Annotated in this window: 13 protein-coding genes; all 13 read left to right on the top strand. The window is 54.4% G+C overall.

Annotation, left to right across the window (positions count from 1 at the left end):
• The first annotated feature begins 121 nt into the window (after positions 1–121).
• The 13 genes from J2I47_RS12165 (at position 122) to J2I47_RS12105 (ending at position 15450) form a co-directional block, all read left to right on the top strand.
• The gene (locus tag J2I47_RS12165; RefSeq protein ID WP_207364847.1) at positions 122–2392 is read left to right on the top strand and encodes a penicillin acylase family protein; all 2271 of its coding nucleotides are present in this window, start codon (positions 122–124) and stop codon (positions 2390–2392) included.
• Positions 2393–2500: 108 nt separating this feature from the next.
• The gene (locus tag J2I47_RS12160) at positions 2501–2764 is read left to right on the top strand and encodes a DUF4160 domain-containing protein (protein WP_229374543.1); all 264 of its coding nucleotides are present in this window, start codon (positions 2501–2503) and stop codon (positions 2762–2764) included.
• Complete coding sequence (locus J2I47_RS12155) at positions 2764–3057, top strand: DUF2442 domain-containing protein (protein ID WP_207364846.1); 294 nt, start codon at positions 2764–2766, stop codon at positions 3055–3057. Before J2I47_RS12160 ends, J2I47_RS12155 begins: the two co-directional genes overlap by 1 nt.
• 543 nt (positions 3058–3600) lie before the next feature.
• Complete coding sequence (locus J2I47_RS12150; RefSeq protein ID WP_207364845.1) at positions 3601–4080, top strand: DM13 domain-containing protein; 480 nt, start codon at positions 3601–3603, stop codon at positions 4078–4080.
• Positions 4064–4933 (top strand): transporter, encoded by an 870-nt coding sequence (locus J2I47_RS12145; protein ID WP_207364844.1) that lies wholly within the window; start codon positions 4064–4066, stop codon positions 4931–4933. The genes J2I47_RS12150 and J2I47_RS12145 overlap by 17 nt, the downstream gene beginning before the upstream one ends.
• 11 nt (positions 4934–4944) lie before the next feature.
• Entirely contained in the window at positions 4945–5655 is a 711-nt protein-coding gene (locus J2I47_RS12140; protein WP_207364843.1) for a response regulator transcription factor, read from the top strand.
• A 99-nt stretch (positions 5656–5754) separates the two neighbouring features.
• Positions 5755–7215 carry a sensor histidine kinase gene (locus J2I47_RS12135; protein WP_207364842.1) on the top strand — a complete coding sequence of 487 codons (1461 nt, stop codon included), beginning with the start codon at positions 5755–5757 and terminating at the stop codon, positions 7213–7215.
• A gap of 160 nt (positions 7216–7375) precedes the next feature.
• Positions 7376–7936, top strand: a complete 561-nt coding sequence (locus J2I47_RS12130) for an RNA polymerase sigma factor (RefSeq protein WP_207364841.1) — start codon at positions 7376–7378, stop codon at positions 7934–7936.
• 104 nt (positions 7937–8040) lie between these two features.
• Positions 8041–11991: a PAS domain-containing sensor histidine kinase gene (locus tag J2I47_RS12125; RefSeq protein WP_207364840.1), complete on the top strand. Its 3951-nt coding sequence runs from the start codon at positions 8041–8043 to the stop codon at positions 11989–11991.
• A 101-nt stretch (positions 11992–12092) separates the two neighbouring features.
• Entirely contained in the window at positions 12093–12785 is a 693-nt protein-coding gene (locus tag J2I47_RS12120) for a response regulator (RefSeq protein WP_207364839.1), read from the top strand.
• A gap of 8 nt (positions 12786–12793) precedes the next feature.
• Positions 12794–14158: a HAMP domain-containing sensor histidine kinase gene (locus J2I47_RS12115; RefSeq protein ID WP_207364838.1), complete on the top strand. Its 1365-nt coding sequence runs from the start codon at positions 12794–12796 to the stop codon at positions 14156–14158.
• Between the two features lie 142 nt (positions 14159–14300).
• Positions 14301–15086: a prohibitin family protein gene (locus J2I47_RS12110; protein WP_207364837.1), complete on the top strand. Its 786-nt coding sequence runs from the start codon at positions 14301–14303 to the stop codon at positions 15084–15086.
• Between the two features lies 1 nt (position 15087).
• The gene (locus tag J2I47_RS12105; protein ID WP_207364836.1) at positions 15088–15450 is read left to right on the top strand and encodes a tellurite resistance TerB family protein; all 363 of its coding nucleotides are present in this window, start codon (positions 15088–15090) and stop codon (positions 15448–15450) included.
• Positions 15451–15502 lie beyond the last annotated feature (52 nt).

Genomic DNA, 15502 nt, shown 5'->3' with positions numbered 1-15502 from the left:
TTCTTGCAGTTAATCTCGGGACGTATCCGGTTGTGGATAAAATCGAGCACGGAGGCGTTAGGTAAGCCCGGAAAGTAAGGCCTATTTTTACCCTACGATCAACCTGCTTCTCAACTTCCGTATGGTACACTGTGTCTGTCGGCTCCGGCCATTTCGTAGCCTTGGTTTTGTCCTGCTGTTCAACCTGTTGCTGCTCGTGCCTGCGCTGGCGCAGGTTCCGGCGAAAGCTGCTGTAGCACAGGCCTTTAGCCAGAAAGATATTAGCCGCTGGCAGCAGCGGGCGCGGCAGGTCACCATCACCCGCGATACGTGGGGGGTGCCGCACATCTACGGAAAAACGGATGCCGATGTGGTGTTCGGGCTGCTGTATACGCAGTGCGAAGACGATTTCGGCCGGGTAGAGGAAAACTACATCACGGCCATTGGGCGGCTGGCCGAAATTGAGGGTGAATCGGCGTTGTATCACGACCTGCGGGCGCGGCTCTTTCTGGACTCGGCGCAGGCAGTGGCCATTTACCGGAAAAGCCCCGTCTGGATGAAAAGCCTCCTCGACGCCTTCGCCGACGGCACCAACTACTACCTCTACACCCACCCCGACGTTCGGCCCAAACTGCTCACCCGCTTTGAACCCTGGATGCCGCTATTGTTCAGCGAAGGCAGCATCGGCGGCAACATCAGCGCGGTGTCCATCGATCGGATCAAGGCGTTTTACGAGGCGGCCGGCGTACCGGGGCACAAGTCCACATCGAATCATACCGATGTGAACCCCTATGAGCGCGAATCCATCGGCTCAAATGGGTTTGCCATTGCACCCAACAAAAGCGCGACGGGCCATGCCTTGCTGCTGATTAATCCACACACGTCGTTCTATTTCCGGTCGGAGGTGCACATGGTGAGCCGGGCGGGGTTGAACGCGTATGGGGCCGTCACCTGGGGGCAATTCTTTATCTATCAGGGCTTTAACGAAAACTGCGGCTGGATGCATACCACCAGCTATGCCGATTCGATGGACGAATACCTGGAGACGGTCGAGAAAAAAGGCGATGGGTATGTCTACAAATACGGCACTGAGCAGCGGGCCGTGCGGGCGCGGACGGTGCGGCTGTCGTATAAGTCGGGTAATGGCGTGGCCTACAAAGATTTCACGATGTACTTCACGCAGCATGGCCCCATTGCGGGCGAAAAAGACGGCAAATGGATCGCCATCGACATGATGAACGCGCCGCTGAACGCCTTGTCGCAGTCGTACTTGCGCACGAAAGCCACGGGCTACGACAGCTACAAACAGGTGATGCGGCTAAACGGCAACGCGTCGAACAACACCATTTTTGCGGACAAAAATGGCACCATCGCCTACTGGCACGGCAACTTTATGCCCCGCCGCGACCCCAAATTCAACTGGGAGCAGCCCGTTGATGGCAGCAACCCCGCCACCGACTGGAAAGGGCTGCACCCCGTAGAGGACATTGTGCAGGTGCGCAACCCAACCACGGGCTGGATTCAGAACTGCAACGCCACGCCCTTCACGGTGTCGGGCACGAGCAGCCCCGACCCAAAAAAATACCCCGCCTACATGGCCCCCGACGCCCAGAATTACCGGGGCATCAACGCCGACCGCGTGCTGAGCCACAAGAAAATCTTTACCCTCGATACGCTCATTGCCGCCGCCAACGACCCCCACCTCGCCGCCTTCGACGACCTGATTCCGCCGCTGCTGAACGCCTGGCAAACCGTTGGTGGTGAGCCTGTTAACAAAAAAGCAGACCTTGAAGAGGCCATTAAGCTGCTGGCAAGCTGGGATCGCAATTATGGCACTACCTCGGTGGGGCAAACGCTGGCGATCTTCTGGGCCGAAAAACTCCAGCGGCTGGCCCGCACCCGCGCCACCGCCGATCAGCCGCTCGACAACCTGGGCATGGTGATTATGGCCAATCAGAACACGTCTGTGCAGGAAAAAATAACCGCCCTTGCTGACGTACTCACCGACCTTACCCGCGATTTTGGCACCTGGAAACTGCCCTGGGGTGAAGTGAACCGCTACCAACGCCTGACCGGCAAAACGCAGGAGAGCTACGACGACAAGCAACCGAGCCTTCCCGTTGGGTTTACCTCGTCGGCCTGGGGGTCGCTGGCGGCGTTTGCGGCGAAGACCTACCCCGGCACCAAAAAGCGGTACGGCAGCGTGGGCAATAGCTTCGTGGCCGTAGTTGAATTTGGTAAACGCCTCAAAGCCAGATCAGTAGTCACAGGCGGTCAAAGCAGCCAGCCCGGCACCGCCCACTTCACCGACCAGGCTCCGCTCTACTGCAAAGGCCAGTTCAAAGACGTTCTCTTTTACCCCGAAGATGTGAAAAAACATGTCGAGCGGACGTATCATCCGGGGGATAAATGAGGCTGGCATCAACTGCAACGCCCCCCAACTATCACGGAGACGTTGCCGGGCTTAAGCGGGGAACAATACTTTTACGTACATTCCAGACATAAATCTGTATCCGTAACCATGCCGGAAATCAGTCGCTTCTTTGGTGTTATTATTTACATGTACGCCAAAGACCATTTGCCTCCCCACTTTCATGCAGTCTATAATGACGACGAGGCTATGTTCTCTATCGAAACAGGCAACGTCATACAGGGAGATCTCCCTAGAAAGCAAATACGCCTAGTTAAAGCGTGGGTGGAATTGCATCGGGAGGAACTGATGGAAAACTACACGCTGTTACAGCAGGAGGTTGGTAGTTTCAAGAAAATTAAACCGTTGATGTAATGTTACCTCGTGTCAAAAGCATTCTAGCTGTGGAGCCGTACAAGGTTACGTGTCTCTGGAATACCGGTGAAGTACGCGAGGTTGACTTTCAACCGTATCTGGCTGAATCAAAGCCACAAAGCTCGATTGCCCGTTTAGCGGACAAACAACTCTTCAGTGAAGTCAAAACAGATGGTCGAACGCTCTACTGGGATGATCTGCTTGTGATGATCGACTATGACGGTAGCCAGCACCCCGCCCCGCTCGACTTCGACCCAGACGTAATGTATCAGCGCAGCCGATTGGTAAACTGAAAAACAAGAATTAGAAACGTATTCAATCGAATAACACAGAAGCCTCTTCTTTAAATTTGGTTGTAACAAAATATCCGTATTTTAACCTAAAATCTCATGTAAACGTTTATATCAAAAGCAGATTTCTTCAATAAATACAGAAACATTTCTCTTTCTGATTTTGCATTAACAGGTTTAGAATAGAGTGACTTAGGAGATATTTACACTACATATGAAAAACTCAAACCAAAATTACAGGATATTGGAGTAATGCTCTCCATCTATAGATACATCTGCTTTATCAGAATTATTTAGACGTGCTACAGAAAATACGCCGAACTTGGCTATGTTCGCGGGAATAGGCAAGCAAATGGAGAACTATAACATTTTACAGAGAAGCACAAATACGAATAAAAATGATGAAGATTAGAAAGTATTAGTTGCCTTGTACACGATACTACTTTCTATCCCTCCTTCCTAATTATCACGAAGACGTTACCGGGCCGTGATACTTCCGTGATACCTGCGCCGGAGCTTTGTGGCTCACTAAACTCAAGTAGCCACATGATTATCAGCTCATTCCTGAACCGCGTTTTCGTAGCGGCCCTGTTTGTTGCCAGCGCCACCAGCTGTAGCAAAACAGCCGACTCGACCGTCACGCCCACGAACGGGCCAATCGGTACCACGACCACACTGAAAAGCGGCACACTGAAAGCCGAGAACGGTACGCCAACGGCAGGCATGGTGTCGGTAGTGCGCGATGCAAACAACGACGAGTACCTGGCGATGGGGTCCGATTTTAAATCTGATTTTGGCACGGGCACGGTGGCCGTTTACCTGGCCAAGTCGGGCGCGAACATCAAATCGCAGCGGACCACGTCGGCGGGGGCACCCAACGGGCTGGGCAATGTGCTGGCGGTGGGGTTCGTGAGCAAAAACGGGCAGCAGTATCTGAAAGTACCCGCCGCGTCGAGCGCCTATACCTACGTGGTGTTCTACTGCGAAACCGTTGAAATCAACTTCGGCAATGCACCGCTTCAATAAGTGGTGCATCCGCCCCACCAGCCGGTGGGGTGGGCTGCTGCTGGGCCTAGCGCTGCTGGGTCTGGTACCCGACGGCGTGGCGGGGGGCGGCTGGGTGCGAAAGAAAAGCACGTTCTACGGCAAGCTCCGGGTTAGTAGCTTTCGGACCAACAAGTACTATAATCTGGCCGGAGAACTCAACGATCAGGGCGCACAATTCCAGCAAACGTCGCTCGATTTATATGCCGAATATGGCCTTTCCAAGCGCCTGACGCTGATTTTGAACGCGCCCCTGTTCCGGTCGAACAAGTTTTCCACCACCAACGCTGCTACGGGTTTCGGCGACGTGCTGGTGGAAGCCAAGTACGGTATCCTGACCGGAAACTTCCCCGTAGCCATTAGCGTGGGGGCGCAGTTGCCCACGGGCCAAAGCCGAATTCTGGTGGCCGACGTAAACCGGCCTGGCAGCCAGATCAACCTGCCCATCGGCGACGGGGAGCTAAATATCTGGACGAAAGCCTACGCGTCCATTCCGTTTAGCAGCCGGGGGTATGTGAGCGTCGAGGTGGGGTATAACAAACGGACGCAGGGCTTCTCAGACCAATACGCCTCGACGGTGGAAGTGGGCTATAAAATCGGCCCGGTCTGGACCAACGCCGTGCTGCGACGGCTCAACTCGGTGGGGGTGCCCGACACCAACAAAGGCTCATTTGTGTATGGCGAAGGCTTAGAATACACGGCCTATTCTCTGGGCGCGGCCGTTCCGATTACGAAAAAAACGAGCCTTACCCTCGACTACAGCAACATGATTGTCCCCTGCAAGAACACGTATTCCGGGCCGATTTTTGGACTAGGTTTGTCGGTGGAAATGTGACTTACCATCCCATGCAAAAACGCGCCCTGGTTGTTGAAGACGACCCCGACATTGCCAACCTCGTTATGGTGAGCCTGCGCGACATCAACGTGCAGGCCGACATCATCGGCAACGGGGCCGACGGGCTGCGCCATGCCACCTCCAAACCTTACGATATCATCATCCTCGACATCATGCTGCCCGACCTCGACGGCATTGAGGTGTGCCAACGCATTCGGCAGCAGCAGATCACTACGCCGATTCTGATGCTCACCGCCCGCAGTGAAGAGATTGACAAGGTGCTGGCTATTGACCTCGGCGCTGATGACTATATGACCAAGCCGTTCAGTGTCAGAGAGCTGCTATCCCGTGTAAAAGCCAGAATGCGCCGGTTCGAGACCGATTCGGCGGCGGGTAGTCTCGGTCTATTGCCCCGCTATGCCTATGGCGAACTGGCTCTTGACGTGGGCACTCGCCGCGTCATGCTGGCGGGAAAAGCCGTTGATTTAACGGCCAAAGAATTTGATCTGCTGACCCTGTTTATGAAGCATCCGGGCCGGGCCTTTTCGCGGATGGAACTGCTCGAACTGGTCTGGGGCTACTCGTATCAGGGCTACGAACATACGGTCAATTCGCACATCAACCGCTTGAGAATGAAGATCGAACAGGAACCCGCCGCGCCCAGGTACATCCTTACGGTTTGGGCCGTGGGGTATAAGTTTTCAGAAGACGTACAGCGATAAGAAGCAAGAGACAAGAGATACGAACACGCTCATTCTTAGCGTCAAGTTTCCAGACTTACCTTCTCGTCTCTTGCTTCTCACCTCTTGTCTCCCCTACCTATGCTACACTCCCTCTTTGCCAAATTATCGCTGCTATTCATCGCTTTGGTGCTGCTAATCAGCGCAGTCGATATTTATAGTGTTACGCAGACGTCGAAGCGGTTTGTAGACGAAACCACGCAACGGGCTAATCTCGGCCTGGCCCAATCCATTGCCCGCGAAATGCACGTCGACACCGTGACGGGTCAGATCGAAGCTGTGGGCATGAACCAGTTGTTTATGTCGGCCATGACCATCAACCCCATCGTAAAACTGTTTGTGGTCGATCTCAACGGCAAGATGATCGCCTCATCGGCCAAACCCGAAGCAACCAAACTACAGGCGGTTGCGGCGCAGCCCATTCGTGACTTACTGGACGGAAAAAAGCCGCTGCCCATTTACAACGACGACCCCCGCAACCCCGGCGACCCCAAGATTTTTTCGGTGGCCCCGCTGCTTAAACCCGACGGCTCGCCGCTGGCGTACCTCTATATCACCATCGGCACCAATGACCAGCTCGACCTGGCGTCGGTGCGGCATAGCTATATTCTGAGTGCCCTGTTGCGGAGCCTGGCCATAGCAGCAGCGGTGGTGCTGGTGGCGGGTCTGGTGCTGATTTACCTGCTCACGCGCCACGTCCGGCAACTAAACACGGCGGTTCGGCAGGTGCAGGAGGGTGATTTTTCGGCGCGGGTGGCGGTGCAGTCTTCCGACGAAATCGGGCAGTTGGGTACGGCGTTCAACAGCATGGCGGCCAAAATTGAGTCGTCGCTGGATACGCTGAGTCGTAATGATAGCCTCCGCCGGGAGCTGGTGGCCAACATTTCGCACGATCTGCGCACGCCGCTGGCCTCCATTGAAGGGTATACCGAAACGATTTTGCTGCGCGAACACGTGCTAACCGAAATTGAGCGGAAGACGTACCTGCAAACGATTCTAAAAAATACGCAGAGCCTGGGTCGGCTGGTGTCGGAACTGTTCGAACTCTCGAAGCTGGAGGCCAAGCAAACGACGCTACAGATCGAGCCGTTTTCGATCACCGAACTCATCCAGGACAACCTGCTCAAGTTCGAGCCGCAGGCCAACGAACAGGCCATTCAGCTTGCCAGCGATCTGCCCCGGCACACACCCTTTGTGCTGGCCGACGTGGCCCTGATTGAGCGGGTGCTGCAAAATATCATTGCCAATGCCCTGCAATACACCCCGCAACAGGGGCGGGTGAGCATCAGTGTCTGGCCCATCATGGAGGCATCGCAGGTGCGTGTGAGCGTGGCCGACACCGGGCGGGGTATCACCCCCGAAGACATGCCGCATATTTTCGACCGGTTCTACCGCTCCGGCCCCATGCGCGAGAAAGCCCGCCTGGGTCTTGGACTGGCCATTGCACACCGGATTGTGCACCTCCACAACAGCCAGATCGACGTGCAGAGTACCCCCAACGTCGGCACCACGTTCTCGTTTCAACTGCCCATTTATAACTAGCTAAGAAGCAACTAAGAGGCAAGAGATAAGACGTAAGAAGCAAGAATTAAGTAGTGAGAGCTATGCTGGTAAGCCTACGCATTTCTCATTGCTCTTGTCTCTCGCTTCTCGTCTCTTGATTCTCGCTTCTTGCCTCTCGCTTCTCGTTGCTCACTTCCCCATGTCTCGACGGACCTCCCCATTTATTGAAGCTGACCTGGTTGCCCGGCTGTTGCAGCGCGACGAACGGGCGTTCTTGTGGTTGTACCAGCATTATTCACTTAGCCTTGGCCGGGCCATCCAACTGCTCGTTCACAATGAAGAGCAAACGCGCGATCTGTTGCAGGACGTGTTCGTGAAGATCTGGACGAATCTGGGCCGGTACGATGCTGGTAAGGGACGGCTGTATACCTGGATGCTCAACGTGGCCCGCAATACAGCCCTCGACGCGCTACGGTCGGGTAAAGCCAAAAAACGCGTTGACGCTACGCAGATGTTGTTTTTCACCGAAAACACGATCCAAATTATTGACCAGCAGTGTCATACTAACGCCATCAACATCGATACTATTGGGCTGCGTACGCTACTGACCAAACTCCCTCCCAGCCACAGCCAGTTAATTGATCTGATTTACCTCAACGGGTATACTCAGCAGGAAGCCGCCGACGAACTAAAAATCCCGGTTGGCACGGTGAAAACCAGGCTCCAGGCCACCCTGCAGGAGCTAAGGCGGGCGATGTAGTGCTGGCTGTGCTCAAACCTTGCCAACGCCAAACCAGTTGATAACAATGAAGCGGTTAATTAGGCAACTATCTATCGTCACAGGTTAAATTGGCCTAAATACTTATGGCGGAGGAATATAAATCGAACAAGCCCGACAAAGCCCTTGCAGCGCGGCTAGACATAGAGTTTGCCTTAAAAGCTGCCCGGCTTGGGGTCTGGGAAATGGATCTTGTAACTACCCAGATTATTTGGGACGAGCGTTGCCGCGAACTGTACGGGTTAACTCAGAACAACCCAATGACTTATGCTGAGGCCATTCAGTTCATTCATCCTGATGATGCAGGTCGGGTAGACGAAGCTATCAAACTGGCCATGGTACCCCAGTTAGGTGGCTATTATGATGCTACTTACCGAACCATTGGTGCCGACGATGGCATCCTTCGCTGGGTGCGGTTTACAGGGGAAGTTAGCTTTGCTGAAGATCAGAAAGTGTCTCGTTTTGCGGGCGTTGCTCAGGATGTCACGAAAGATGAACTGGCCCGGCAATTGACGATCAGCGAAGAACGGTTTCGCACCACGGTTGAGCAGGCTCCCGTGGCGATGGCTCTCTTCAGCGGAACAGACTTTGTCATTACACTGGCTAATGAGCGAGTGCTGGAATATTGGGGACGCAGGCGTGAACAGGTAATGAACAAGCCTCTCTTTGAGGCCTTGCCCGAAGCCAGCGGCCAGGGTTTTGAAGAACTGCTCACCAACGTTTATACCACCGGCGAGCGTTTTGTTGCCAAGGAACTCACCGTCATGCTGGAACGCAATGGTGAGTTGCAGCGCACATACATCGACTTTGTGTATGAAGCATATCGGGAGCCAGACGGGCGCATTTCGGGGGTAATGGTGACCTGTTTTGAGATCACTGACCAGGTGGTAGCCCGCCAAAAGGTGGCCCAGAGCGAAGCTCAGTTTCGGACATTGATTGAAGAGGCTCCCGTGGCTACCTGCCTGTTTGTAGGCCGTGAGTTCCGCATCGACGTGATCAACGAAGCCATGGTCAGTATCTTTGGCAAAGGCCCATCAGTGTTCGGCAAGCCGCTGGCCGAAGCCCTGCCAGAACTACAGGGTCAGCACTTTCTGCAAACAATCGACGAGGTATTTACAACGGGAAAAACCTATGCCACCAAAGCTGATCGCGCCGAGCTGGTCATTGACGGTAAGCTGACTACGTTCTATTTCGATTACACGTATAAGCCCCTGCGCAACGCAAATGGCGAGGTATATGCCATTGTTGAAATGGCAACCGACGTGACGGCAGAGGTGCTGATGAAGCAAAAGATTCAGGAAAGCGAAACCTATTTCCGCAACCTGATCGACACGGCACCCGCCATTATCTGGGAAACCGAACCCGATGGCTATTGCAGCTACCTCAACAAACGGTGGTATGAACTGACCGGACAAACACAGGACGAAGCGCGGGGTTTTGGCTGGCTCGATGCCACCCACCCGGATGATATAGCTGAAACCAGCCGACTTTTTCAGGAAGCCAACGCCCAACAGAAACTCTTTAATGCACTCTACCGGCTTCGGCAGGCCGACGGTACCTACCGCTGGGCTGTTGACAAAGGCAGTCCCCGCTTCACTGCCGACGGCACCTACGAAGGCCTGATTGGCACCGTTGTCGACGTGCATGAGCAGATTGTGGCCAGTCAGCAACTGGCCGAGCAAGAAGCTCAGTTTAAAAACGTTACCAACAGCTCGCCCACTGGTCTTTGGCTAGCCAATGAGTCGGGAGAGCTAACGTACCTGAACAAGACACTGATTGACTGGACGGGGCTTTCCCGCACCGATTTGCTGGGAGCGGGGTGGGCCAACGCCCTCATTGATGAAGACCGGGAACGAAGCGTCGATGTATTCCTGACCGCGGTGGCCGCCCGTGCGCACTACGACACCCGGTTCAGGCTACGCAAAGCCGACGGCAGTGCTATCTGGTGTCAGGCTGCCGGTGACCCCTACTATCACCCCGATGGCAGTTACGCTGGATATGCTGGCTTTTGCATCGATATCGACGAACTGGTACGAAGCCGGGAGGTCATTCACCACAGTGAATTAAAATTCCGCAGTTTGCTGGCCCAGGCTCCTGTGGCCCTGTCGCTCATGCGCGGCCCCGACTATGTGATCGACCTGGCCAACGAGCGGGCATTGGCTCTTTGGGACAAAACAAGCGAGGCCGTTTTGAATAAGCCCTTCGCCCAGGCGCTGCCGGAGATTTACGAGCAGGGTTTTGGCGACATAGTAGCGGATGTTTTCCGGACCGGTGAGCCGTTCATTGCCAATCAGATGCCGGTGATGGTTTCTAAAAACGGCGTATTGCGATCCATCTTTGTTAACGCCACAATTGAGCCAATCAGAGACCTGAACGGCCATATCGAAGCCGTACTGGAGGTGGGCTATGAAGTAACCGAGCAGGTGACGGCGCAACAGGAACTGGCGCAACAGAAGATTTACCTTCAAAACGCCATCGACATTGCGAATCTGGGCACGTTCAGTATCGACCTCGTTACTAACATTGGCTCCTATAGCGAGGCAATACGTGATTGGTTTGGTCTTGACTCGCTCAGCCAGCCAATGAGCACTATCTTCAACAAAGTTCATCCTGATGATCAGGCACTGGTGGAGCGGGCGCTGACAAGCGAACAGGATGCCCGGCACGACATTGTTTACCGAATCAGTCATCCTCACAGCGATGAGATGCGCTACCTTCGCAGCATTGGTAAACAGCTTGTCAGCAACGGTATAGCTACATCCATTACGGGTATTATTCAGGATGTAACGCCGCAGGTGCTGGTGCAACAGCGCATCCAGGAAAGTCAGCAACGGCTGTTGTCTTCGTTTGAGGCCGCGCCGGTTGGCATTGCCGTTATTGGCCGTGACCAGCTGACTTTTAAACTGGTCAACCCTGCCTACGCCAAACTGGTGGACCGCCACGTTGACCAGCTTGTTAGCAAACCGCTGCTGGAAGCCATCCCCGAACTACAGGGGCAGGGTTTCGACCTGCTTTTAGACAATATCCTGGCTACCGGTGTGCCTTACACGGCCAACGAAATTTCCGCCCAACTGATGGTTGGGGGACAGCTAAGCACGGTCTATTTCAACACTACCTACCAGCCGCTTTACGAAACAGGTAGTCTGGGCGATGGTCCCGTAACAAGCATTCTTGCCGTAGCGCTCGATGTAACGGAGCAGGTTCTGGCCCGCCAAAAAATTGAGGAGAGCGAACAACGATACCGAAACCTGTCGGCAGATCTCGACGAGCAGATACAGCAGCGCACCCAGGAACTGCAGGCCACCGTACGCGATCTGGAACGGTCGAATGACAACCTGCAGCAGTTCGCCTACGTAGCCAGCCATGATTTGCAGGAGCCGCTGCGCAAAATTCAGGCCTTCGGCAATATTCTTAACACGCAGTACGCAAGCCAGTTGGGCGACGGCGCAGATTATTTGCAGCGGATGCAGTCGGCAGCTACCCGGATGTCTGTCCTGATCAAAGACTTACTGACCTATTCCCGGATTTCCACCCAACAGGAGATCACCAACCCTGTGCCACTGGGCAACGTAGTGAAAACAGTACTGTCTGATCTGGATTTGATTATAGCCGAAACGGAGGCCGTTGTAACGGTTACGCCATTGCCTACCATACAGGGCGACAAATCACAGCTCGGGCAGCTGTTTCAAAATCTGATATCCAATGCATTGAAATTCAGGCGCTCCGGTGTCATTCCTGAAGTTCATATTACGGCTGCTGCTATACCCGCCGACAGCCTGCCCCCAGTAGTCAGACCTATGCGGCTGACCAATTACTACTACCGCATCGACGTGACCGACAACGGCATTGGTTTCGACGAAAAATACCTTGGCCGCATCTTCCAGGTGTTTCAGCGATTGCACGGGCGCAACGAATTTGCGGGCACGGGCATTGGACTGGCTATCTGCGAGAAAGTAGCTGCCAACCACGGAGGGGCCATCACCGCCAGCAGTAAGCCCGGCGAAGGGGCTACGTTTAGCGTGTATCTGCCAGTGTGACTGGCTATTGAACCACAAAAAATCACTGAACTTCTCGCCTGCAATTGCGTTATTGATAGTAATACTATTAAATTAGATTATTTTACTATCTCTACGTCATTATGACTAGCAGGAAGCCGGCCATTTTGGTTGTCGAAGACGAAACCAAGGTAGCTCAGTTCTTGAAAAAAGGACTGGAAACACAGGCATTTTCGGTCACGGTTGCTGCCGATGGCCGGGAAGGCAAACGACTTTTGGGTTCTGAACACTACGACCTCGCCATTCTGGACGTCAATCTGCCTTTTATCAATGGCATAGAACTGACCAATTATATCAGGCGGAAGGACACCTATGTGCCCGTTTTAATGCTTACTGCGCTGGACACTACCGCCGACAAACTGACGGGTTTTGAGGCTGGCGTAGATGATTACCTGGCCAAACCATTTGATTTTCTGGAGTTGCTGGCTCGGGTACGGGTTCTACTTCGGCGCAGTTGCCCTCCCGACGAAACAGAACGCCTGCTGACACTGGCCGATCTGGAACTGGACTGTCACGAAAAAGTGGCCCGGCGGGCAGGCAGAACGATCGTGCTCACCGCCCGCGAATACACGCTGTTGCACTACCTGATGCGCAACCAGGGCCGGGTGGTATCGCGGGTTGACATTGCCGAACAGGTCTGGGACATTAGTTTCGAAACGGGCACCAACGTCATCGACGTGTATATCAATTACTTGCGCAATAAAATTGATAAAGACTCACCCACGAAGCTCATTCACACGGTCATTGGCATGGGCTACGTGCTTCGGGAAAAGTGAAGGTGTCTATGACCATCCGTGTCCGCCTTACCCTGTTGTTTACGGTAGTAGTGGCCATACTGCTGTTGTTGTTCATTCTGGTTATCTATGCCGTTTCCGAGCGTCACCGCCAGCTTGAGTTTCGCGAACGGCTTCGGGAAGAGGCGCAGACGGCGGCCGAGTTGATGCTTGGCAAAGAGCCTATCAGCCCTGCCTTGTTTAAACTCCTCGATCAGCATCAGATGACGGTGCTCAATCAGGAAGAGGTAATCATCTACAACCACCGCAACACGATCACGTATGAGAGCGGCACGGACTACCTGACCGTATCGCCCCAGGTGCTGGCGCAGGTGCGGCGTAATGGCGACACGTACTGGCAGGCAGGCAACCGGGAGGTGGTGGGCATCCCGTTTTCCATCAACGGGCTGGATTATGTAGCCATTGCCTCGGCAGTAGACAAATACGGCTACAGCAAGCAACGAAACCTGGCACTGATCCTGATCATTGGCTGGGCACTGGGCATGGGGGTTGTTTTTGCGGCGGGCTGGCTGTTTGCAGGCCGCTCGCTTCGCCCGCTTCAGTACATCATCAGCCGAATTGATGCCACCACAGCCTCACAGCTGAACCTGCGCCTTGCTGAAGGCACTAACGAAGACGAGTTGACGCAACTGGCCCGGCGCTTCAACCGAATGCTGGATCGGCTGGAGGAAGCTTTCCAGATGCAGCGAGCTTTTGTAGCCAACGCCTCACATGAGCTTCGCACCCCGCTTACGGCCATTACGGGGCAACTGGATGTGGCCCTGCTGGCCAACGACGACGACCCGCAGGAACTACGCGCCTTGATTGCCTCGGTACTTGACGACGTGCGGGGCCTAAACCGGATGACCAACAACCTGCTGAGCCTGGCTAAGCTAAGCCTCGACGAACCGGGAGAAACCGCGGCGGTGGTACCAGTAGACGTGTTATTGCAGCAAATCAACGTAGATCTGCTACGTATGCAGCCAACCTACCGTGTTCAGATTGAGTTGACCGCGGCACCGGGCACTACCGCAAACTGGCAGATCACCGCCAACGAAGCACTGTTACGGTCTGCCCTTTACAACCTGATGGAAAATGGCGGCAAATTCTCTCCAGACCAGCAGGTGTACTGTCAGCTGGTGAGCCACGCGCAGCTAATTCAGATCAGGTTTACCAATTATGGCCCGTGTATTCCGGCCGACGAACTACCCACTATTTTCAAGCCTTTCCGGCGGGGCACCAACGCTCGTCAGATTAGCGGGCACGGCATTGGCCTATCGCTTGTTGAGCGCATTGTTCAGCTTCATCACGGTCAGGTTGTCGCTGAATCAACGCCCGACAATGGCACAACATTTACGGTCACCCTGCCAAGGTGAAACCGGCCGCAACGGCCCCGTACATCTCTAATGCGTTTCTAATCAGGCACTAATTCGGCTCCAATGTGGCCGCCAGACCTTTGTTGCGTAGGCCGAAGCGCAGTGCATGTTCACCCGGCTTACGCTAAACCAGTCAACAATCATGAAACCTAATCTGTTGATCGTCGGGGTGTTGGTCATTAGTTTGCTCACAGGCTGCACGGTAGTCCGGCAGGGCGAAGTGGGCGTAGAACGCCGGTTGGGCCGGATCAGGGCGGTCCCCCTCCGCGAAGGCGCCAGGCTCTTCAACCCGCTGGTGACAACCATCATCAAGGTCCCTGCCCGAACCATGAACATTGAGGTGCGGGCACCGCTACCTTCCAAAGAAGGCCTCACCGTGCAGTCGGACATTTCAATTCTGTATCGGGTTGAAGGCAACTACGCCCCCAAGATTGTGGAGTCTATCGGCATGGCCTACGAAGAGGTGGTCATTCTGCCCGTGTTCCGGTCGGCGGTTACGGACGTATCGTCCCGTTATTTTGCCAAAGACATGCATTCTGGTCAGCGGGCCGACATCGAACGGTCTATCCGGGAGTTGATGATGACGCAGCTCAGAGATCGTGGCTTTGTGGTAGAGTCGGTCCTCCTGAAAAGCATTACCCTGCCACCAGGGCTAACCAAAGCCATTGAAGACAAATTAGAAGCCGAACAGGACGCTCAGCGCATGCAATTTGTGCTGGAAAAAGAACGGCAGGAAGCCCTTCGGCAAACCATTGCGGCAGAAGGCACCCGCGACGCCCAGAAGATCATCAATGAGGGGCTTACTCCCATGCTGATCAAGTTCAAAGCCATTGAGGCCTTCAACAAACTGGCCACTTCACCCAACAGCAAAGTCATTATTACCAACGGCGAAACCCCGCTGATGATGAACCCCAACGCCCTCAACTGACATGATTACCTCCTCATCGCCCGATCTATACATGGGTTTAGGCAGCATTGTCTACGCCCTGACCAAAGTGGATGGCCGCCTTCAGCTTGAAGAGCAGCAGACTGTGAAAGAACTGTTGGCCGGTGTACCCCACGGCGACGTGGCCCTGTACACGTTTTTCCTCCGCGAAAACACCAACGAGACCGTAGAGGAAGCCTATGCGTTTGGCATGCGTCGCCTTACAGACAAACGGGCCGAACTTAACGAGGCCACCAAAAAGCAGTTTGTCCATATTCTGGTCCGCGTGGCTGATGCCCATGACGATATTTCCAGGAAAGAGCAGGTGTTTATCCGGCAGTTTCGCCGCGCGCTACGGCGGCTGTAGTGCCGTCTCGATTTCAGGTTTATACCCTCTGTGCAACCTTATTACCGAGTGC

The sequence above is a fragment of the Fibrella rubiginis genome (genome assembly GCF_017353185.1).
Taxonomy (GTDB): domain Bacteria; phylum Bacteroidota; class Bacteroidia; order Cytophagales; family Spirosomataceae; genus Fibrella; species Fibrella rubiginis.
This window is presented reverse-complemented; position numbering and strand designations above follow the sequence as displayed.

Coding starts and splice junctions, on each gene's coding strand:
- J2I47_RS12165 (WP_207364847.1), top strand. CDS start 122: ATGGTACACTGTGTCTGTCGGCTCCGGCCATTTCGTAGCCTTGGTTTT.
- J2I47_RS12160 (WP_229374543.1), top strand. CDS start 2,501: ATGCCGGAAATCAGTCGCTTCTTTGGTGTTATTATTTACATGTACGCC.
- J2I47_RS12155 (WP_207364846.1), top strand. CDS start 2,764: ATGTTACCTCGTGTCAAAAGCATTCTAGCTGTGGAGCCGTACAAGGTT.
- J2I47_RS12150 (WP_207364845.1), top strand. CDS start 3,601: ATGATTATCAGCTCATTCCTGAACCGCGTTTTCGTAGCGGCCCTGTTT.
- J2I47_RS12145 (WP_207364844.1), top strand. CDS start 4,064: ATGCACCGCTTCAATAAGTGGTGCATCCGCCCCACCAGCCGGTGGGGT.
- J2I47_RS12140 (WP_207364843.1), top strand. CDS start 4,945: ATGCAAAAACGCGCCCTGGTTGTTGAAGACGACCCCGACATTGCCAAC.
- J2I47_RS12135 (WP_207364842.1), top strand. CDS start 5,755: ATGCTACACTCCCTCTTTGCCAAATTATCGCTGCTATTCATCGCTTTG.
- J2I47_RS12130 (WP_207364841.1), top strand. CDS start 7,376: ATGTCTCGACGGACCTCCCCATTTATTGAAGCTGACCTGGTTGCCCGG.
- J2I47_RS12125 (WP_207364840.1), top strand. CDS start 8,041: ATGGCGGAGGAATATAAATCGAACAAGCCCGACAAAGCCCTTGCAGCG.
- J2I47_RS12120 (WP_207364839.1), top strand. CDS start 12,093: ATGACTAGCAGGAAGCCGGCCATTTTGGTTGTCGAAGACGAAACCAAG.
- J2I47_RS12115 (WP_207364838.1), top strand. CDS start 12,794: ATGACCATCCGTGTCCGCCTTACCCTGTTGTTTACGGTAGTAGTGGCC.
- J2I47_RS12110 (WP_207364837.1), top strand. CDS start 14,301: ATGAAACCTAATCTGTTGATCGTCGGGGTGTTGGTCATTAGTTTGCTC.
- J2I47_RS12105 (WP_207364836.1), top strand. CDS start 15,088: ATGATTACCTCCTCATCGCCCGATCTATACATGGGTTTAGGCAGCATT.